At 46.0% G+C, this 19977-nt stretch carries 18 protein-coding genes and 1 pseudogene; 18 read left to right on the top strand and 1 reads right to left on the bottom strand.

The genetic code is table 11. The features are described from left to right. Positions 1 to 54 precede the first annotated feature (54 nt). Positions 55 to 618, bottom strand: a complete 564-nt coding sequence (locus ACFQNG_RS08025; RefSeq protein ID WP_379864393.1) for a shikimate kinase — start codon at positions 616 to 618, stop codon at positions 55 to 57. A gap of 866 nt (positions 619 to 1484) precedes the next feature. Here ACFQNG_RS08025 and ACFQNG_RS08020 point away from each other — a divergent pair. From ACFQNG_RS08020 to ACFQNG_RS07935, 18 genes and pseudogenes are all read left to right on the top strand, one after another. Further along, positions 1485 to 2336: a 3-hydroxyacyl-CoA dehydrogenase gene (locus tag ACFQNG_RS08020; protein WP_379864392.1), complete on the top strand. Its 852-nt coding sequence runs from the start codon at positions 1485 to 1487 to the stop codon at positions 2334 to 2336. Between the two features lie 68 nt (positions 2337 to 2404). Continuing rightward, positions 2405 to 3553 carry an acyl-CoA dehydrogenase family protein gene (locus ACFQNG_RS08015; protein WP_379864391.1) on the top strand — a complete coding sequence of 383 codons (1149 nt, stop codon included), beginning with the start codon at positions 2405 to 2407 and terminating at the stop codon, positions 3551 to 3553. A 211-nt stretch (positions 3554 to 3764) separates the two neighbouring features. After that, positions 3765 to 5507, top strand: coding sequence for a sigma-54 interaction domain-containing protein (locus ACFQNG_RS08010; protein WP_379864390.1), 1743 nt, complete (start codon positions 3765 to 3767; stop codon positions 5505 to 5507). Positions 5508 to 5835: 328 nt separating this feature from the next. Further along, positions 5836 to 7020, top strand: coding sequence for a thiolase family protein (locus ACFQNG_RS08005; RefSeq protein WP_379864389.1), 1185 nt, complete (start codon positions 5836 to 5838; stop codon positions 7018 to 7020). An 88-nt stretch (positions 7021 to 7108) separates the two neighbouring features. Beyond that, on the top strand, positions 7109 to 8257 hold the full coding sequence (locus tag ACFQNG_RS08000) for an acyl-CoA dehydrogenase family protein (protein ID WP_379864388.1): 1149 nt from the start codon (positions 7109 to 7111) through the stop codon (positions 8255 to 8257). 72 nt (positions 8258 to 8329) lie between these two features. After that, positions 8330 to 8734, top strand: coding sequence for a PaaI family thioesterase (locus ACFQNG_RS07995; protein ID WP_379864387.1), 405 nt, complete (start codon positions 8330 to 8332; stop codon positions 8732 to 8734). Between the two features lie 49 nt (positions 8735 to 8783). Then, a complete protein-coding gene (locus ACFQNG_RS07990) occupies positions 8784 to 9560 on the top strand; it encodes an enoyl-CoA hydratase/isomerase family protein (RefSeq protein ID WP_379864386.1) in 777 nt (258 codons plus the stop codon). Positions 9561 to 9914: 354 nt separating this feature from the next. After that, complete coding sequence (locus tag ACFQNG_RS07985) at positions 9915 to 11537, top strand: long-chain-fatty-acid--CoA ligase (RefSeq protein ID WP_379864385.1); 1623 nt, start codon at positions 9915 to 9917, stop codon at positions 11535 to 11537. A 391-nt stretch (positions 11538 to 11928) separates the two neighbouring features. Further along, positions 11929 to 13098, top strand: a complete 1170-nt coding sequence (locus ACFQNG_RS07980; RefSeq protein ID WP_379864472.1) for an acyl-CoA dehydrogenase family protein — start codon at positions 11929 to 11931, stop codon at positions 13096 to 13098. A gap of 14 nt (positions 13099 to 13112) precedes the next feature. Beyond that, positions 13113 to 14756, top strand: a complete 1644-nt coding sequence (locus ACFQNG_RS07975) for a long-chain-fatty-acid--CoA ligase (protein WP_379864384.1) — start codon at positions 13113 to 13115, stop codon at positions 14754 to 14756. A 16-nt stretch (positions 14757 to 14772) separates the two neighbouring features. After that, entirely contained in the window at positions 14773 to 15936 is a 1164-nt protein-coding gene (locus ACFQNG_RS07970; protein ID WP_379864383.1) for a thiolase family protein, read from the top strand. 100 nt (positions 15937 to 16036) lie between these two features. Beyond that, positions 16037 to 16801: an SDR family oxidoreductase gene (locus tag ACFQNG_RS07965; protein ID WP_379864382.1), complete on the top strand. Its 765-nt coding sequence runs from the start codon at positions 16037 to 16039 to the stop codon at positions 16799 to 16801. Positions 16802 to 16826: 25 nt separating this feature from the next. Continuing rightward, complete coding sequence (locus tag ACFQNG_RS07960; RefSeq protein WP_379864381.1) at positions 16827 to 17252, top strand: MaoC family dehydratase N-terminal domain-containing protein; 426 nt, start codon at positions 16827 to 16829, stop codon at positions 17250 to 17252. A gap of 23 nt (positions 17253 to 17275) precedes the next feature. Then, a complete protein-coding gene (locus ACFQNG_RS07955) occupies positions 17276 to 17683 on the top strand; it encodes a MaoC/PaaZ C-terminal domain-containing protein (RefSeq protein ID WP_379864471.1) in 408 nt (135 codons plus the stop codon). Between the two features lie 248 nt (positions 17684 to 17931). Then, positions 17932 to 18693, top strand: a complete 762-nt coding sequence (locus ACFQNG_RS07950) for a beta-ketoacyl-ACP reductase (protein ID WP_379864380.1) — start codon at positions 17932 to 17934, stop codon at positions 18691 to 18693. Between the two features lie 601 nt (positions 18694 to 19294). Further along, a pseudogene (locus ACFQNG_RS07945) lies at positions 19295 to 19453 on the top strand (nucleoside triphosphate pyrophosphohydrolase family protein); the annotation flags it as partial. Beyond that, positions 19425 to 19676, top strand: coding sequence for a sigma 54-interacting transcriptional regulator (locus ACFQNG_RS07940; protein ID WP_379864470.1), 252 nt, complete (start codon positions 19425 to 19427; stop codon positions 19674 to 19676). The pseudogene ACFQNG_RS07945 and the gene ACFQNG_RS07940, both read left to right, overlap by 29 nt. Beyond that, entirely contained in the window at positions 19636 to 19908 is a 273-nt protein-coding gene (locus ACFQNG_RS07935) for a hypothetical protein (protein ID WP_379864379.1), read from the top strand. The genes ACFQNG_RS07940 and ACFQNG_RS07935 overlap by 41 nt, the downstream gene beginning before the upstream one ends. Positions 19909 to 19977: the final 69 nt, after the last annotated feature.

The raw sequence follows: 19977 nt of genomic DNA, 5'->3' as shown, positions 1-19977 counted from the left end.
GTGGATGCTTTCACCGAGAAACTTGAAGCAAGATCAACGCCAATTCCCGGGAAATTAGTCCTGCGGTTGGTAAATATCCCAGGTGATTTTGATGGATTCAGCGATATGATCCGCAACCGTTTCAGCATCCTGATCATGGATGCGAATTTTGGAATTATGAAGGGAATAGGCATCTAATCTCTTCAGAAATAATTCTTCAATTTCGTCCAATGTTTTATTTTTAAGAACAGGGCGGCTATCGATAATTAAAGGTAGCCGACTTTTCCAAGAGTCCCAAGATAAATCAAGAAAATACACAATACAATGGGATAAACAAACCTCTCTGACTTCTTTCTGCAGGTAAGCTCCTCCACCTAGCGAGACAATTTTTAAACGAGTGTTCATACAAGTATCGATGATAAATTCTTTTTCTATTTGGCGAAAATAGGGCTCTCCAAATTCCTGAAAAATCTGGGGGATGGGCATCTTATAAGTTTTTTCAATTTCTACATCTATATCAACAAAATCACGATACAGCTTCTTTGCAACCAATTGGCCAATCGTGGTTTTACCTACACCCATAAAACCAATGAATACAATATTTTTTTCGCGAAGGGGGATTTGTAAATTTTCTGTCATAAAAACCGACTCTCCCAACTGTTACGGATATTGCCTTAAACCTCTGCAACGGACTCGTTTTTGTTTAATGACAACTATAGTATGAAAAAGTGTGTTTCTCAACTAACCACTGAATTTTTTTGGGAGAATGGATCGAAACTTACATCGCAAAGGACACTTGGCAATCATCGTAATCATAGCGGTCTTCAAGCGGCGTTATAATAGTAGGAAAAATATATTGGTTTCGTATATTCTATTTTATAAATAAATTGTTTTTGTCAACGCTTACAGTAGGGTCTATCATTTTAAAACCGGAGCTGGTGGTTCGTGAGTCATGTTCTGGCTGAACAGTGCAAGAATGGAGGAAATGGATCGACCTCTTTTTAGACGATATAGCCATTTGTCTAAGAGGGGGGTCTTTTTTGCGTTTAAAAATGGGCGACTAAGAATGGATTCATTTCAACTGATATGTCCATGCAGTATCTATGCGAAAGTACATTTTTTTATAGTAGAATCAGTCGTTGCCTGACTATATTGGATCAATTTCAATAAGATCTTGCCGTTTTCAGGGTTGATTCACAAATGAATCAATTCGATTCGATTTTGAATCGAAATGAAAGAGTGCGATCGCTATTTCCCGACTTTCCTCTAATCGTGTCAATCTAAGTCCATCTTAGATTGGGTATTTATTATTGGCATGAATCTTGCTTGTTTTTTATACAGAGGATGAAGGATTTATCAATCTTGATCGGTGCGGTACAGAATACCCAATCGAAATATGCCTATTTTTTTCAAAATGATATTTTTAAAATGCGATATGAGTGTTTGATATGAAGAAATTCTATTAATCAATCTTTATGATTAAATAGATGTGGGGGGTTGAAATCATGCTAAAAACCATCGCAGTCATTGGCAGTGGCGTGATGGGACGAGGAATTGCCTATACGGCGGCAGTTTCAGGATTTAAAGTGGCTTTGCAGGATGTATCCACAGAGGCATTGGAAAAGGCAAAGTTATATGTCAGCTCTGAACTGGGAAGAAGTGTTGAAAAAGGTTATCTTCAAGCGGAACAAAAGGATCAGGCAATGAAGAACTTATCCTATACCACGGACCTGGTCGAGGCCGTAAAAACAGCCGATCTGGTGATAGAAGCTGTCTTTGAATTAATGGATTTAAAAATTGAGGTCTTTAAACAGTTGGATGCCCATGCTCCCGTACACGCTGTTCTGGCTACGAACACTTCGACGATGAGTCCCACTGAGATTGCCGCTCAAACCTCTCGCCCCGATCAGTGTGTGGCCATGCATTTCTTCAATCCTGTCCATAAGATGAAGTTGGTTGAAATTATTAGAGGGTTGGAAACATCTGATGAAACGTTGGAAATGGCAAAACAGGTCGCTAAGCAAATGAATAAAGAATCGGTTGAGGTTAATGAATTTCCCGGTTTTGTCACGAGCCGAATGAACTGTTTAATCGGGAATGAAGCGATGAATATGCTGATGGAAGGTGTGGCGTCTGTAGAAGATATTGATAAAGCCATCAAATTGGGGCTTAATCATCCCATGGGACCGCTGGAGTTGGCCGATTTGGTTGGATTGGATACCCGGTTGCGCAATATGGAATACCTATACAAAGCCTTGGGGGAAAAATATCGTCCCTGTCCTCTTTTGGTGAAATATGTGAAAGCGGGAAGATTGGGCCGGAAAACGGGTGCTGGTTTCTATAACTATGACAACTAGGGCGTGTCTGATAAATATGTCGTCACCCAAATGAATTTTCATAATAGGTGGAGGAGTGAATAAACAGGATGGATTTTCAATTATCTGAGGATATTTTAGCCTTAAAAAATGTCGTGCGAGATTTTATTAAAGATGAAGTCGACCCGTATGCCAATGAGATTGAAGAAAAAGATGAAATCCCCGAACAGATTATGAACATGTCCAAAGAAATGGGACTGTTCGGGTTAAGCATTCCTGAAGAATACGGTGGGTTGGGAATCAACATGATAGGAAAATGCGCCGTTTTTGAGGAGTTGGGAAAAACCCATAACGGCTATACCACGGTCATTGGAGCGCATGCCGGGATTGGAACCGTGGGAATCGTTGAAATGGGAAATGAACAGCAGAAAAAGAAATATCTCCCCGACATGGCGTCAGGACATCGCATTGGCGCTTTTGCCTTAACAGAACCCAATGCAGGATCCCAAGCTTCCAATCTGAAAACGAGAGCGGTTCGAAAGGGGGATAAATACATCATTAACGGCTCGAAACATTTTATTACCAATGCGCCGATAGCCGATGTTTTTACGGTTATGGCGGTAACCGACCCGGAAAAAGGGGCCAAAGGAATCACCTCTTTCATTGTTGAAAAAGATTTTCCCGGCTTTCATGTCGGAAAAATAGAAGAAAAAATGGGATTGCGAGGTTCGCATTCAGCGGAACTGGTATTTGAAGAGTTGGAGGTTCCGGTGGAGAACGTCTTGGGTGCAGAAGGTCAAGGTTATGTGAATGCGCTGAAAATTCTTGCCAATGGAAGGGCAGGCCTTGCGGCCAGAAATTTGGGGTCTTGCCAGAAACTTTTAGATATGAGCGTGAGATATGCACAAGAAAGAGTTCAATTTGACAAACCGATCATTGAAATTCAAGCGGTCCAGCACATGCTGGCGGAAATGGCTTTAGATATCGAAGCTCTTCGTTGGCTTACCTATCGTGTGGCATGGATGACGGATCAAAAGATGAATGTGATAAAAGAAGCGGCGATGGTCAAGTTATTTGGTTCGGAAGTGTATAACCGTGTGGCGGATAAGGCGGTTCAAATCCATGGCGGAATGGGATATATCAAAGAATTTCAAGTTGAGCGATATTATCGTGACGCACGGATTACTAAGATTTATGAAGGCACTTCAGAAATCCAGAAGAATATCATTGCGGCTCAATTAAAAAAACAATATTCATAAGTAGATATGGGAACACACTTCCTTGTAAAGATGTATCCATCACCTGCCAACATGAGTGAATCCTGTGAGGGGTTTGCTTATTATACTAAGACAAACGAACGTCTGGATGATATAACCCAGTTATCCAATGGATGAGAACTGGGTTTTTATATTGTTAGAGAAGGGAACAAAATTAAATGGCAATCTTTCATAGAGAGAAAGGGGGAGCGAAATGAATATCAATATGCTCCAAACCTTGGATAATATCCCTTTTCCCATCGTAGTGACCAAACGAGACTATTCGATAAAATATTATAATTCCCTATTTCATGAACAAATCTCTGATGTGGAAACTGGAGTAGACGTTCGCCAATTGTTTGATGAGTGGGAGGACAAAGAGAAAAATCTTGTTTCAGTTACATTTCATGAGGCTCAATACCTATTGATATACAACTATCGCGCATATGAATCGCAAGAACTCATTTTCTTTATTCTCGCGGACGGATTATATATTAAATTGTTACAAGAAAAGATTAATGAATTGGATAAACTGAATGAAGAATTGGATGCGATCATTGATAACTCCTATGATGCCATCTACATTACCGATCGAGAAGGAACAACCTTAAGGACGAACTCAGCGATTGAAAGGATTACGGGCATTCCCAAGCACTATTATATCGGCAAAAAGGTGGACAGTTTAATAAAAAGAGGAATTTTAGGAGAATCCGTTACGTTCAAAGTTTTGAAACAAGGGAAAACAGTAAGCCAAATTCAAAATAAATTAGCCGGCAAGGAAATCTTGATGACAGGGACTCCCATCTTTAATAAAGAGGGCGAAATTGAAAAAGTGATCACGAATATCCGTGATCTCTCAGAATTGAATGCGCTTCACCATGAATTGAAGAAAACGCTGGAATTAAATAATCAATACCGAAAAGAATTAGAGAGATTAAAGTCCAAAACCCGCCAAGACCCGGATGTGATCGTGGAAAGCAAACGGATGTTGGATATATACGACATGGCTGACCGCATTGCGGATTTCGATGCAACCGTTTTAATTTTGGGGGAAACCGGGGTGGGAAAAGATATATTGGCCAGACACATATATCGTTCCAGCCAACGCCACGGAAAAGGGAAATTCGTGAAAATCAATTGCGGGGCAATCCCCTACGATCTTCTGGAATCGGAGTTATTCGGATATGAAGCGGGTGCTTTTACCGGAGCCAATCAGGCGGGAAAACAGGGTTTGTTTGAATTGGCGGACAAAGGAGTATTATTTTTAGATGAAATCGGGGAGTTACCTTTAGCATTGCAAGTGAAATTGCTTCGTGTACTGCAAGAAAAACAAATCCAACGAATTGGTGGGATCAAGCCTAAAAAGATTGATGTCAGGTTGGTTGCCGCAACCAATCGTGATTTAAAAGAAATGGTCAAAAAAGGGGAATTTAGAGAAGATTTATTCTATCGGTTAAATGTGATTCCGATTTTTGTTCCCCCACTCAGGGAAAGAAAAGAGGATATTTTACCTCTTGTTCAGTATTTCTTAAAAACTTTCAACGAGAAATATCGGATTTCAAAAGAATTTGATCGGAACTTAAAAGAGTTTTTTTATCATTATGATTGGCCGGGAAATGTAAGAGAGTTATCTAATCTCATCGAAAGATTGGTTTTAACGGTACCTTCAAAAGTGGTCACAGTGCATGATCTTCCAACTGAATATCATCCGTATAATGAAGCAAAATCATCCGAACATGATCGGGATAACAATGATCAAGCGATGGGCAATGATCAGGGTCAAACATCCCTGTCAACGCTGACTTTAAAAGAAGCCATTGAAAATGCTGAACGGCGGTTACTGACCTTTGCCGTTCAACAATATAACAGTACCTATAAAATTGCGGAAAAACTTGGAACGAGTCAGGCGACCATCGTTCGAAAACTGAAGAAATATAACTTGACAACATTGAATTAAATCATTCTAAGATGCATGATTTTAAAAAAGCGCAATTTGATTGTGCTTTTTTTTATTGTGACATTGGCAATGATTCAATCGTGCATCAGTCTTTGAGGAAAAGGATTCAATAGAGAATCACTTGGCCAACGAACTCAACTTTCGCAGGTCATTTTCCTTTGGAATCGACCCATATTTAATAACGATTGATTCGTTTGAATGGTTGGCATAATTATTGCTTATCCAAAGAAGTAGAGGGGATGGCATGGGATCAGAATAACAGTCGGTAAAGTGTTAAGAAGATGGTTTGATACATGGAATTCAAAATTTTTTCTATGGTGGGAATAAGATGAGAGATGAAATTGTGATTGTCTCGGCAGTAAGAACGGCTATCGGGAAATTCGGCGGGACATTGAAGGATCTCAATTCAGGGAAATTGGGTGCTTTGGTCATTGAAGAAGGGGTGCGGCGAGCGGGTATTTCTCCAAAAATGGTGGATGAAGTCATTATGGGAGAGGTGCGGCAATCCACGGAATCTTCCAATATGGCCAGGGTGGCTGCTTTGCGTGCGGGGATCCCTGAGACAGCGACAGCTTATACGGTGAACCGCCTATGCGCTTCCGGGATGCAGGCCGTTGCATCCGCCGTTCAGCAAATTGCCTTTGGACAAGCCGACGTCGTGGTGGCTGGAGGAGCGGAAAGTCTTAGCAGATCCCCGATTTACTTGCGAAACGCGCGTTTTGGAGAAGGAAATCCGGTGATCATTGATTCCAATTTGGAAAACGGACAGCAACCGATAGAAATATATGGACCGAATTTGGGAATGGGGATGACGGCGGAGAATGTGGCTGAACGTTACAACATATCACGCGAGGAACAGGACGCTTTTGCTTTGGAAAGTCAACGGCGGGCAGCGGCTGCCATTCGGAATCATACATTTAAGAATGAAATCGTCCCGGTCGAAGTGAAGCAAAAGAAAAAAACGATCCTCTTTGATACGGACGAGTTTCCACGTGAGACTTCCTTGGAACAACTCGCTGCCCTTAAGCCGGCGTTTAAAGAGGGAGGGACTGTAACAGCGGGAAACGCATGCGGACGAAATGACGGGGCTGCCGCATTGGTATTAATGTCCCATCAAAAAGCGGAAGAACTCGGATGCAAACCGCTAGCCAAAGTCATGGATTGGGCCGTGTCCGGCGTATCCCCGGAAATGATGGGAATCGGTCCCGTTTTCGCGGTTCGAAAGTTATTGAAGAGAACCAAAATGGCCATGCAAGACTTTGGATTAATAGAATTAAATGAGGCATTTGCAGCTCAAGCGCTGGCTGTGATTCGTGATTTGAATCTGGATGTGGAAAAATTGAATGTCAATGGCGGGGCGATCGCCCTTGGGCATCCGTTGGGGGCTACGGGAGCGAGGATCATGACGACCTTGCTTTATGAAATGATGCGTCGAAATGAGCCATATGGGTTAGCCACCTTATGTGTGGGTGGAGGTCAAGGCATGGCCATCGCGATAGAGCTTATGAACTAGAGAACGAAGCGTGATCCAATAAAGAATGTTTGATCAATTGGAATGGATATTCGCATGAAAAACCGGCTAAAGGAAAGAGGAGGCCTATATGGATTTTAAACTATCAGAAGAGCTGCAACAAATTCGGGTGATAGTCAGAGATTTTGTTGAAAATGAGGTTGAGCCTTACGCCCAGCAGATTGAGGAAGAAGATGCCATTCCTGCGCATTTGGTTGAAAAGGCCAAGGATTTGGGGCTATTCGGGATTAGTATACCAGAGAAGTATGGCGGCATTGGTCTCACCACAGTGGAAAAGGCCATATTGTTGGAGCAACTGGGACGAACCCATAATGGGTTTGTATCCTTGATTTCAGCTCATACGGGAATTGGCAGTACGGGCCTCGTCAAGTTGGCATCTGATGCGTTAAAAGAAAAATATCTGCCGGATATGGCTGCAGGAAGAAAAATAGCGGCCTTTTGCTTATCTGAACCGGGCGCGGGTTCGGATGCGACCAATTTGGCAACCCGGGCGGTCAAAAAGGGAGACAAGTGGATTCTTAACGGAATGAAACACTTTATTACGAATGGGCCCATCGCTGATGTCTTTACCGTATTCGCCGTCACGGACAAAGAGAAAGGGGCCCGCGGGGGAATTACGGCCTTCTTGGTAGAGAAGAACTTCCCTGGTTTGATGATCGGGAAGATCGACAAAAAAATGGGATTGAAAGGTTCCTATACATCCCAGATTATTTTCGAAGATTGCGAGGTTCCTGATGAGAATGTGATTGGGGAAGTGGGGATGGGTTATTCGTCCGCTTTGCGCATTTTAGGCGAAGGACGAGTCGGCTTGGCAGCCCGATCCGTGGGCTCTTGTGACAAGTTGATTGAAATGTCCGCCCAATACGCAAAAGAACGGGTTCAATTCGGCAAACCGATTGCGAAAAATCAAGGAATCCAATGGATGCTGGCGGAAATGGCGACTGAAACGGAAGCGGCCAGAGCCTTGACATATCGGGTGGCATGGTTGATCGATGAGGGAATGAAGGCGATCAAGGAAGCCTCCATGGCCAAGCTATTCGCAACGGAGGTGTATAACAAGGTGGCGGATAAGGCGGTTCAAATTCATGGCGGGATGGGATATATCGCAGAATATCCAGTGGAACGCTTTTACCGCGATGCCCGCATTACCAAAATCTACGAGGGGACAAATGAAATTCAGAAAGTGATCATTTCTCAACGAGTGTTGGAAGAATGTTGAAACTGAACGATGAGATGAAGCCTAGGCGTGCAAAACGGAGTCTTATTCACATGTGACAGGGGGAATTGTGAAATGACCATCATGGCACTGGATGAGATCAAACAAGCCTTTGAGAAGAGTCCTTTTTTCTCCCATCTTGGGTTTCAGATTATTCATTTTGAAGAAGGAAAGGTTGTTTTGGAACTCCACGTTCGACCCCATGTTACCAATGTGAATCAAACCGTGCATGGGGGTGTGTATGCCACCATGTTGGATAACATCATGGGGATGACCTTTCGTTCCATTGTCAAATATCCGTTAACGACAATGAATTTGAATATTCATTACTTGAATTCAATTAGCGAAGGGAAATTGGTGGCTACGGCAAAAGTGCTTAAACATGGATATAAGCTGCTGACCGGTGAAGGAGAAATCCGAGATGGAAACGGGACAATATTGGCCAAAGGGATGGGAACCTTTAAGGTGATAAGGAAATAGGTTGTGATATCTTCCAATCGCGGATTAAATGGTGATGGGGGCTAAGGAAATGAGCTTTGAAAATATCTTGGTGGAAAAAAACGGCGCCATGGGTGTCATCAAAATCAATCGACCTGAAGTACGAAATGCATTGGATGCAAAAACATTGAGGGAAATCGAGCGGGCATTGGAAATTCACGAACGTGATGAAGAAGTAGGAGTGATTGTGTTCACTGGAGAGGGAGAGAAGTCCTTCGCAGCTGGTGCGGATATACGCCAGCTACGGGAAAAACAGGCATTGGACGCCCTTGTTCCTGGGATGTCCGGAACTTATCGGATGATTGAAAATTCCAGCAAAGCCACGATTGCCGCTATCAATGGCTTCGCACTTGGTGGCGGATGTGAGCTAGCGATGGCTTGTGATATCCGAATTGCAGCCGACCATGCCAAGTTGGGATTGCCGGAATTAAATTTGTCGATTATTCCCGGGGCTGGCGGAACCCAGCGTCTCTCACGAATCATTGGAAAAGGAAGAGCATTGTATATGATTTTGAGCGGCGAAATGATTTCCGCCCATAAAGCGGAAGAGATCGGTCTGGTATCGAAAGTCGTCCCGATGGCCGCGCTATGGGATGCGGTGAAGGAGCATGCCGAAAAAATCTTATCTAAAGGCCCCCTGGCGGTGCGGTTAGCCAAACTCAGTGTAAATCGTGGATTTGATATGGATATGGATACAGCACTTGTGATCGAAAAGTTGGCGCAAGCCGTATTGTTCGGATCTGAGGATAAAAACGAAGGAACCCAAGCTTTTTTGGATAAAAGATCACCGGAGTTTAAAGGGAGATAGATCAGGAAGATATACTATGATCCATCTTTTTGCAATGCGTCCGGCATCTGTCCAATGAAAATCTCGAACTCTTGCCTCTCTAATGGTAAGGTCCAATAACAGGTGAAGTGGGAAGTTGATGCGCCATCGGTGTTAGGCTCCCTATTTCGCCTGTTTTTTTGCGAGTGGTTACATTGTTTGTTTTGTTGATACAAACCTGTATTGATGATTCAAAAAAGAATGGCATTTTACCGAAAATTGATTCCGTTTCGTATCATGCAAAAAGAAATGAACCAAGTTCGTGACATGGACGCGTTGGCATTGAATTTGCATATTTACTATGTTAAAGGCAACCTACGTGGAAGGAGGATAGGTATGGAAGAAAGGCCATGGGTCCGCTTTTATCCCCCCGGAGTTCCCAAAGAGATTGAGTTTCCTTCCATCTCTCTCCATCAATTACTGGTGAGATCGGCGAATGACTATCCGGAGAATACAGCCATTATAGATGGCGATCAGATGATCACATTCCGGCAGGTAAAGGAATGGAGCGAAAATTTGGCAGCCAATCTATTGCGGATGGGATTTCAAAAGGGACAGCGGATGGCGATCATGCTGCCCAATGGTTGGGAGTACGTTGTTTCTTACTATGCGATCCAACGTCTCGGTGGTGTGGTCGTTCAAGTCAACCCGATGTATCAGCAGCAAGAATTGGAGGGGATCCTTGATGACTCCATGGCATGGGGAATCATTGGCCATCATGAGATCAAGGACAAGTTAAGCGGAATCTCGTTTGTGCAAGATATAGCTAAGATCTTCATCTATCCGAAGCAAAGCGAGTCCGTGGAATGTTCTTTTATGGAAATGCTGGCTGATCAGGGGCATCCGTTGCCTGACCTTGACATAAATCCGAGGGAAGACATTGCCGTATTGCAGTATACGGGAGGAACCACTGGAAGATCGAAAGGCGTCATGCTGACTCATTACAATCTCATTTCCAATCTGTATCAGAATTTCAGTATTTACAGAGGTGTGTTAAAACGTCCAGGAGAAAAGTTGCTGGGCATTTCACCGTTCTTCCATGTTTATGGAATGAACAATTGCATGAATTTCTCAATATTTACTGCGGCAACCATCATCTGTGTGAAAAAATTTGATCCGGACCATGTCATGGAACTGATCCAAAAGCATCGCCCCACATTCTTTCCGGGAGTGCCGACGATGTATATCGCGCTGCTTCATCATCCACTCGCCCAGGAAATTGGATTGAACTCGATCAAAGTTTGCAGTAGCGGTTCCGCCCCCATGCCAGTGGAGGTAATGGAAGAATTGGAACAAAAAACAGGTGCGTTCATCATTGAAGGATATGGACTATCGGAGGCCTCCCCTTCCACTCATCGGAACCCGATTTGCGGAAAACGGAAAATTGGAAGTATCGGGATACCCATTCCCGGAACGGATAGCAAAGTGGTCGATCTGGATATGGGTACGATCGAACAGCCTCCTGGCGTCCCGGGGGAACTGATTGTGAAAGGACCGCAAGTCATGAAGGGGTATTGGAATAATCCGGAGGAAACCCGTCTCGTTTTGCGCGATGGATGGTTGTACACAGGCGATATCGCCATGATGGATGAAGAAGGCTACTTTACCATCGTGGGTCGGAAGAAGGAAATGATCATATCCGGTGGTTTCAATATTTATCCGAATGAAGTGGAAGAAGTGCTATATCAGCATTCGGCAATCAAGGAGGTCTGTGCGTTTGGGGTACCCGACTCCTATCGGGGAGAGGTTGTCAAAATTGCTGTTGTTCTGCGCCGGAATCGGCAGGCCACTGCACAGGAACTGATGCAGTGGTGCGGGGAGCGGCTAGCCCCGTATAAGGTCCCCCAATATGTGGAGTTCGTGGATGAATTGCCAAAGTCGACAGTCGGAAAAGTGTTAAGAAGAAAAGTAGCGGAAGCGTACGGAAAAAAAGGATATGTGGATAAGCAGAAATCGTAGTGGATACAGATTTAAAAGTGAATTGTTGATGCAAAAATGATTTGTAGCAACCTGAAGTTTAGCAATATTAGCCTGACTAACGATTCATATTTGAATCATCGCAATGCAATACCTGCTATACATGGGGTTTTGAACGAAAGTTCTGTTTTGTGAGGAGTTTGTGACTCTTATGCCGGTTGCGGCTGAAGAGTCATGGAGGTTTATCAGTTGGTATGGAAATTGCAAATAAGTAGGGTAAGAAGCTGAAAAGGAGGTCTGCCTGGATTTTAAGTGGTTGAAAGCGCTTTAGTGAATGCGGGTCATCTCTCAACGCACGCGAGAAGAATGTTAAACAATAGACAACACAAACCGAACAAAAATGAAACTCTGATAAAGGAGAGACAACAAGATGATCGATTTTCGCTTGACAGAAGAACAACGCGAATTTCAAAAATTGGCCCATGAATTCGCCAAAAATGAAATCCGCCCAGTGGCTCACATTTATGATGAATCGGAAGAAATGCCTTGGGATATCATCAAGAAGGCTGCCAAATTGGGACTTACCGCTTATCGTTATCCAGAAGAATACGGCGGCCTCGGAATCAATGATCCGATTACGACCATGTTGATTACGGAAGAGCTGGCTTGGGGATGTGCGGGGATTGCGGTCGCCATCAATGGAACCGGCCTGGCCGCTACAGCGATCATGGTCGCGGGCACGGAGGAACAGAAGAAGAAATACATCCCGATGTTTTGTGACATGGATGATCCGAAACTGGGCGCCATGGGATTGACGGAACCGGGAGCGGGTTCTGATGTGGCGGCCATGGCGACAACCGCGGTCCGGGATGGAAATGAATATGTGCTGAACGGCACCAAGCAATTCATCACCAATGGAGGGATTGCCGATCTTCACGTCATTTTTGCCCAGACGGATAAGTCCAAGGGTTGGGATGGCATCGCCGCATTCGTTGTGGAAAAAGGCAATCCGGGATTGAAAATGGGGAAAAAAGAGCGAAAACTGGGAGTTCGCGCATCCCATACGGCCCAGGTCATTTTGGAGGACTGCCGGATCCCCCTTGAAAACCGGCTTGGCGGAGAACCCGGATCTCCCGGCTATATCTCCGGGTTGGCGGCTCTGAAGATGCTGGAAGCCACCAGGCCGGCCGTTGGTGCCGCGGCTCTGGGAATCGCCAGGGCTTCTTATGAATATGCGTTGGCGTACGCCAGAGAACGGAAGCAATTCGGCATCCCGATCATCAAACAGCAAGCGATCGGCTTCAAGCTGGCGGATCTGGCCACGGAAATTGACGCAGCGCGGCTTCTGATTTGGCGTGCTGCTTGGATGGTGAAAAATAACCTTCCTTTCCGATTGGGAGAGGGAAGCATGGCCAAGCTGTATGCGGGCGATGTGGCCGTCAAAGCCTCTCTGGAAGCGATTCAGATTTTGGGGGGATATGGATATACCAAGGAATATCCAGTGGAAAAGTGGCTGCGCGATGCGAAGATTTATCAGATTTGGGAAGGAACGGCGGAAATTCAGCGGCTTGTCATTTCCCGATTGCTGGATAAAAACGGATAAGGAGATGCAATGCGGTGAGCAGACCTTGGCATAAATATTATCCGGAAGGGATTTCGCATGAAATAGAGCTTCCATTGCTTTCATTATACGACCTATTAAAACAATCAGAAAAAGATTATCCCTTTCATCAGGCCATCATCGATGGCGATAAGGTGTTTACTTATAGAGAGCTGAAAAAGGCGGTGGATCGGTTCGCATCGGCCCTTTTCCGCCTCGGGTTTCGCAAAGGCGAACGGTTGGGGATCATGCTGCCAAATTGTGCGGAGTACATTATTGCCTATTATGGAGTGCAACGCCTGGGCGGAATCGTTGTGCAGGTAAATCCCATGTACCAGTCATCGGAGTTGGAGCACATCATTCAAGATTCGGAAGCAGGCTGGCTCATCTGCCAACAGGCGCAAAAAGGAAAGTTTGAGCGAATCCGTTTTGATCACAAGCTGCGGTTTATTTTTACGGATGGCCAACCGGAACGAGATGCCCATTCCTTTGGTGATCTGATTGCGGATGGGGATACCCGGCTTCCGGCGCCGAATATTGATCCTAAAGAGGATATCGCGGTGCTTCAATATACAGGTGGAACGACAGGGCGTTCCAAGGGAGTGATGCTCACCCATTTCAACTTGGTATGCAATATCATCCAAACTTTTGCATTTTCCGGAGGAGCCTATGAACGGCCCGGTGAGAGAGTTTTAAGCGTGATCCCGTTCTTCCATGTATACGGCATGAACTGTTCCATGAATCTCACCATCTATGCGGCTGGAACGGTGATATGCGCAACAGGGTTCAAAGTTGACAAAATCCTTGAAATCATTCGGAAGCACCGGCCGACTCATTTTCCCGGCGTTCCCACAATGTATATTGCTTTGCTGAACCATCCAGATTCCGAGCATAGCGGGATTGATTCCATCAAAATCTGCAATAGCGGTTCGGCACCGATGCCGGTGGAAGTGATGAAGCAGTTTGAACGGAAGACCGGGGCAAAAATCTTGGAAGGATTCGGATTATCGGAATCCTCACCAGTAACGCATCGAAACCCTGTCCGCGGACTTCGCAAGCCCGGGAGCATTGGGATCCCTGTGCCGAATACCGACAGCAAGATCGTCGATCTGGAGACCGGAACAAGGGAAATGCCTCCGGGAGAAGCTGGCGAACTCATTATCAAGGGACCGCAAGTGATGAAAGGGTATTGGAAGAAACCGGAGGAAACCGCCCTGTGCGTACGCGACGGATGGCTGTATACCGGTGACATCGCCACAATGGATGAAGATGGGTATTTCTACATCGTCGGTCGGAAGAAGGACATGATTATCGCCAGTGGATATAATATCTATCCAACTGAAGTGGAAGAAGTGCTTTATCAGCATCCGGCTGTGGCGGAGGTCTGTGTGTATGGCGTGCCGGATCCATATCGGGGTGAGACGGTGAAAGCGGCCATTGTTCGCAGACAACAGGTTGCCGTATCCGAAGAAGAGCTGATTCAATGGTGCTCGGATCGGTTGGCCAAATATAAGGTTCCCAAGGCGATTGAATTTCGGGAGCAATTGCCGAAATCTACGGTAGGGAAGATATTGAGGCGGAGTTTGATAGAAGAGGAACGGGTAAGGGCGAAAGACGGACTGAGAAAGGACGAGCATGGCAATCAGCAAAAAAATGAATAGCGGGGAGGAATGAAAGTTGGTAGAAGCCGTCATCGTTTCCGCGGTAAGGACACCGATTGCCAAAATGAGGGGAGCGCTAAAGGATCTGCATCCTTCCCTTTATGGAGGGTTAGTGATCAAAGAGGCGCTTAACCGAGCGCAAGTGGCAGGCGGAGAAGTAGATGATGTGATTTTTGGGAACTGTCTGGGTGGTGGAGGAAACATGGGGCGGTTATCACTTCTCCAGGCCGGGCTTCCTCTATCCGTCCCAGGAATGACGATTGATCGCCAATGCGGATCGGGAATCAATAGCGTTGCCCTGGCCGCCCAGGCTGTTATAGCCGGAAGCGGAAAAATATTTGTTGCGGGGGGAACAGAAAGCATGACGAGGTCCCCATATCTGTTGGAACCCCCTAGTCAAGCTTTTGACCGGACGCCCCCGAAGTTTGTCCGCCGTCAGTTGTCGCCCGATCACATCGGCGATCCACCGATGGGGATCACCGCCGAAAATCTTGCGGAACGTTACGAAATCAGCAGGGAAGAGCAGGATGCTTTCGCTCTGCGCAGTCAGCAAAACATGAAAAAGGCCGTGGGGATGGGATGGTTTAAGGAGGAGATTGTTCCGGTTCCGCTCAAGGATAAGAAAGGGAATACGCTCTTATTCGACACGGATGAACATCCCAGACCGGATACCACGATGGAAGCGCTGTCCAAATTGCCGTCTGTGTTTAAGGGGGATGGCTCGGTTACGGCTGGAAACTCATCGGGTGTGAATGACGGAGCTTCCGCTCTGGTGATCATGTCCAGCCAAGAGGCTGAACGGAGAGGGTTGGAGCCCTTGGCGAAGATAAAGCATTGGGCGGTTGCCGGAGTGGATCCGAATATCATGGGGATCGGCCCGGTGCCCGCAACTCGGAAAGTGTTGGCAGAAATGGGATTGAGCCTGGAGGATATGGATCTGATTGAAATCAATGAAGCATTTGCGGCCCAGGTGCTGGCTTGCGACCGGGAACTCCATTTCGATTGGGAGAAAGTCAACGTGAACGGTGGGGCGATTGCCCATGGACATCCGATTGCGGCTACGGGTGGTGTGCTGGTGATGAAATTGGCTTATGAAATGAGAAGGCGGAATGTAAAACGAGGGTTAGTTACCGCTTGTATCGGCGGCGGCCAAGGCATTGCCCTCATTTTGGAACGATAAGGGACAAATCAAGATGGATATCATCCAAACAAACCTGAACGACCATCTATATGGGTGTTGGATCATCAATGGCATCGAACATCATATGGGAGGGAAGGATATGAGAGTTCAAGATTTGTTCGATTTGACCGGCAAGGTCGCTTTAATCACTGGCGGAGGGCGCGGTTTGGGAAAACAAATCGCCGAAGCTTTTGGCGAAGCGGGTTGCAAAGTGGCCATATGCTCAAGAAAACTTGAAAACTGCGAAGAAACGGTATCGGTCCTGCGCGAAAGCGGCATTCAGGCGCTGGCTTATCGCTGTGATGTTACGAACCAGGAAGAAATCAACCGAACGGTTGACAGTGTTTTAAAAGATTGCGGGAAAATTGATATTCTCGTAAATAACAGCGGAGCGACTTGGGGAGCACCGATTGAAGAGATGCCGCTGGAAGCGTGGAACAAGGTCATGAACGTCAATGTCACAGGTACATTTCTCATGTCAAAAGCCGTCGGAAAATTAATGATAGAGAGAAAGTGCGGGAAAATAATAAACATCGCATCCGCAGCCGGGTTAAAAACTTCGGAAAGCTTGAATGCCATTGGCTATAGCACGAGTAAAGCAGCCGTCATTCATTTCACCAAAGAGTTAGCTAGAAATTGGGCCAAACACGGCATTTACGTGAATGCGATCGCACCTGGAATGTTTCCGAGTCAAATGACCAAAGAGGTTTTGGCCGCCCAGTATGACAAAATCGTAGCCAATATTCCATTGGGTAGAGTAGGAAATGATTACTTATTGAAAGGAGCCGCTCTATTCCTTGCTTCCCAGGCAAGCGATTTTGTAACAGGCCATATTCTTGCGGTTGAAGGCGGAAGTACCCTTTAAAGGTTATTGAAAGGTGGAGGGATTGATGATCATTGATCGGAGTGTCATTGGCAGCACATCTGAAGTAAAAGTATTTGAGGTGGAAAAAGGCGCCATTCGGGCTTTTGCTCACGCCATTGGTGACGATAATCCGCTTTATACGGACGAAGCGTTCGCAAAGGAACACGGGTATGCAAGCCTAGTGGCTCCGCCCACGTTTCCGACCACATTTCGTGTTCCCATACCCAATGTGAAGTTTGAACTGAGCCGGGTTTTGCATGGAGAGCAAGAATACAGTTATGAACGGCCGATTGTGGCAGGTGACATCTTGCGCTGCGTGAACAGAGTTGTCGACGTATATGAGCGGCAAGGGAAACTTGGAACGATGACGTTTCTTGTCACTGAAATCCGCGGTGAGGATTTGGATGGCAAGTTGGTGTTTTGTGGGAAAAGTACAGCGATTCTTCGCTGAATGGAGGGAGACCATTGCAAAGCATGGATTGGGAAAGCATCGAAGTGGGGCAGGAGATCGAACCGCTCGTAAAGCCTGCTATTGAAAAAGTGCAATTGGTGAAGTACGCCGGTGCTTCGGGGGATTTCAATCTCATCCACACCGATGATGAAACAGCACGCAAAGTTGGTTTGCCAGGGGTCATTGCACACGGCATGCTCAGTATGGGATTCATGGCCCAACATGTTGGACAATTGGTTGGAACGTATGGATTCGTCAGCCGTTTGAAAGTGCGCTTTGCGGGAATGGTACGCCCGGGGGACGTTCTGACGTGCCGTTTGAAGGTTACAAACAAGGACCAAGTAAAACGCACCGTCAGCTTGGATGTATCTGTCGAAAAGGAACCGGGGCAAGTCTTAACTTCTGGTGAGGCCGTTTTGACGTACTACTAGGGCGTCTGGCAAAACAAGTTGACCATTGGGAGAAGGCGGAAAAACCTTTTCCCGATGAGCGCCGATGGACAAGTGAAGCGCATGGGAAAACGGTTTTGGAGCCGCCGACCTATTTATCAGACACGCCCTGGAATGGTGTCAACAGCAATCTGTCAATGGTCGGGGAAATGCTTCGGCGTATATTCATAGAGGAAGATATCGCCGGAACATTTAGAGTAATTGGAAAACAAAAAGAGGAGGAAAACAAAATGGCAAGATTTTCGAATCGGGTAGCGGTTGTTACGGGAGCAAGCAGGGGGATTGGGAAGGCGACGGTACGGCGTTTGGCTACAGAAGGTGCCAGTGTTTGCATGATGGATATTGACGAGCGAGGGTTGAAAGAATCTTATGAAGAGCTGTTGAAAGAAGGATTTTCCCTGTACCCGTTAACGGTGGATGTTTCCAAGCGGGATCAGGTCGAGGCCGCCTTCGAGGAGGTAGTGAAGCGTTTTGGACGGATTGATATTCTCGTAAATAATGCCGGGGTGATCCGGGACAATTTGCTGTTTAAAATGACCGATAATGACTGGGATACGGTAATGAATGTCCATCTTAAAGGGTCCTTTTATTGCAGCCAAACGGCTCAAAAGGTGATGGTTCAGCAAAATTACGGAAGAATCATCAACATTTCTTCCACGTCAGCCTTAGGAAACCGCGGACAGGCCAACTATGCCACAGCAAAAGCTGGATTGCAGGGCTTTACCAAAACGCTTGCGCTGGAATTGGGGAAATACGGGATTACGGTCAATGCGGTTGCGCCAGGTTTTGTGGAGACGGAAATGACCAAGGCTACGGCGGAGCGTATCGGCATCAGCTTTGAAGATATGGTAAAGAGATCGGTAGCCGCCATTCCGGTGGGGCGCACCGGCAAACCTGAAGATATTGCTCATGCGATTGCATTTTTTGCCCAAGAAGAATCTTCATTCATCAATGGACAGGTTCTCTATGTGGCTGGGGGACCGAAAGCGTAGATTTGTATGATTTCTTTCTTAAATGATATGGGCCATTGTAAAAAATGAGTAAATCATACCAAAAGAGTCTTCCTTTTTGCTGGAAGACTCTTTTCCTTGCGATGGGCATTCGCACAATTTAAAGATGATCCGAAAATGAAAATTTTAGGGTAAAAACACAAACCGCATGTTGACTTTGCTCAACATGCGGTTTGGTCTTGTGAGGCTATCTGAGATGTTTGTGAAGTCACTCTTATTATAAATGGAAAATGTTACGAAAGTTATTCGACAATATAGAAAAAATGTTTGCAGATGAGAAACAAAGTAAGAACCTTTTGTATATTTTCTGGTGCGATGAGGGAACAAATCGACTATCAACTACTGAGACAATTCACTTCATCCATGGTCCATCATATCCGTTAACGTTTTGGTTAGAATATATGCCTAATGGCCTCCACCTAACAACTTCAATAATCTCTTCAAACGTTCGTATCCGCCAGGAAGGACAACAAACATACAAACGCGTTTCATGGTTCCATCTCCTCCCACTTGGTATTATAGGGAATAAGGTCATTAAATCAAGGAGAGGATTATGTTGAATTTGAATGAATAACCCCAATCTATTGACGAAATTTACGGAAAACGGGACTGGAGAGAGTTAGGGCCCTATATTCGAGTGGGCTTTTTGATGGAGGAAGTGGGGGAGGTAGCAAGAGCCGTACGAGCCATTGAGATTGTTAGAAATCGACCTGATGAAAAAGAAAGCGCCAGAGCTGAAAAATGTGGTTTACATTGATGGTAGACCGGACGGACACCACTGTCCTCCTCAGAGGGGAAATCGGGGTGGTAAAGAGGTGTTCGCCGGAGCGATTCATGAAGCCAGCCTTTTCTCTGACGGTTCCTTTGTTGCACTCAACATGGCCTCCATCTCGGAAACCCTGATCGAATCGGAGCTTTTCGGCTATGAGGCCGGTGCATTCACCGGGGCCCAAAAGGACCGATGAGCAATTTGATCCGGGGGATCGAGTAGGCGATCGACAACCGGATGCACATTCTCAACATCAGCATCTCCGCGGGGCGCACTGTTTCCATCTTCCTGTCCGGGCCGTGAACGCCGCCGCCCAACGGGGCATTCTGGTGGTCGCCGCGGCCACTCGGCAACTGTTGGCCGGCCGGGCGATCCCGCTGGGTTCTGTCCGATCGACGGGGGCCGGTCTGGTGAGGTTCTTTGACTAAGGGGAATTCCATACGCATCGTGATTCCCATGATGATGGCGGATCAAGACCGTTCCTTTGTGAAACGGCT

The organism is Laceyella putida (assembly GCF_042665195.1).
Lineage (GTDB): Bacteria > Bacillota > Bacilli > Thermoactinomycetales > Thermoactinomycetaceae > Laceyella > Laceyella putida.
The sequence above is the reverse complement of the archived record's forward strand: the minus strand, read 5'-3'. Positions and strand labels throughout refer to the sequence as shown.

What these genes read in the sequence shown, in the direction of transcription:
- ACFQNG_RS07990 (WP_379864386.1), top strand. Translation starts at nt 8,784, where the DNA reads ATGAGCTTTGAAAATATCTTGGTGGAAAAAAACGGCGCCATGGGTGTC.
- ACFQNG_RS07995 (WP_379864387.1), top strand. Translation starts at nt 8,330, where the DNA reads ATGACCATCATGGCACTGGATGAGATCAAACAAGCCTTTGAGAAGAGT.
- ACFQNG_RS08005 (WP_379864389.1), top strand. Translation starts at nt 5,836, where the DNA reads ATGAGAGATGAAATTGTGATTGTCTCGGCAGTAAGAACGGCTATCGGG.
- ACFQNG_RS08020 (WP_379864392.1), top strand. Translation starts at nt 1,485, where the DNA reads ATGCTAAAAACCATCGCAGTCATTGGCAGTGGCGTGATGGGACGAGGA.
- ACFQNG_RS07985 (WP_379864385.1), top strand. Translation starts at nt 9,915, where the DNA reads ATGGAAGAAAGGCCATGGGTCCGCTTTTATCCCCCCGGAGTTCCCAAA.
- ACFQNG_RS07940 (WP_379864470.1), top strand. Translation starts at nt 19,425, where the DNA reads ATGAAAAAGAAAGCGCCAGAGCTGAAAAATGTGGTTTACATTGATGGT.
- ACFQNG_RS07935 (WP_379864379.1), top strand. Translation starts at nt 19,636, where the DNA reads ATGAGGCCGGTGCATTCACCGGGGCCCAAAAGGACCGATGAGCAATTT.
- ACFQNG_RS08025 (WP_379864393.1), bottom strand. Translation starts at nt 618, where the DNA reads ATGACAGAAAATTTACAAATCCCCCTTCGCGAAAAAAATATTGTATTC.
- ACFQNG_RS07965 (WP_379864382.1), top strand. Translation starts at nt 16,037, where the DNA reads ATGAGAGTTCAAGATTTGTTCGATTTGACCGGCAAGGTCGCTTTAATC.
- ACFQNG_RS07960 (WP_379864381.1), top strand. Translation starts at nt 16,827, where the DNA reads ATGATCATTGATCGGAGTGTCATTGGCAGCACATCTGAAGTAAAAGTA.
- ACFQNG_RS07950 (WP_379864380.1), top strand. Translation starts at nt 17,932, where the DNA reads ATGGCAAGATTTTCGAATCGGGTAGCGGTTGTTACGGGAGCAAGCAGG.
- ACFQNG_RS07955 (WP_379864471.1), top strand. Translation starts at nt 17,276, where the DNA reads ATGGATTGGGAAAGCATCGAAGTGGGGCAGGAGATCGAACCGCTCGTA.
- ACFQNG_RS08015 (WP_379864391.1), top strand. Translation starts at nt 2,405, where the DNA reads ATGGATTTTCAATTATCTGAGGATATTTTAGCCTTAAAAAATGTCGTG.
- ACFQNG_RS08010 (WP_379864390.1), top strand. Translation starts at nt 3,765, where the DNA reads ATGAATATCAATATGCTCCAAACCTTGGATAATATCCCTTTTCCCATC.
- ACFQNG_RS08000 (WP_379864388.1), top strand. Translation starts at nt 7,109, where the DNA reads ATGGATTTTAAACTATCAGAAGAGCTGCAACAAATTCGGGTGATAGTC.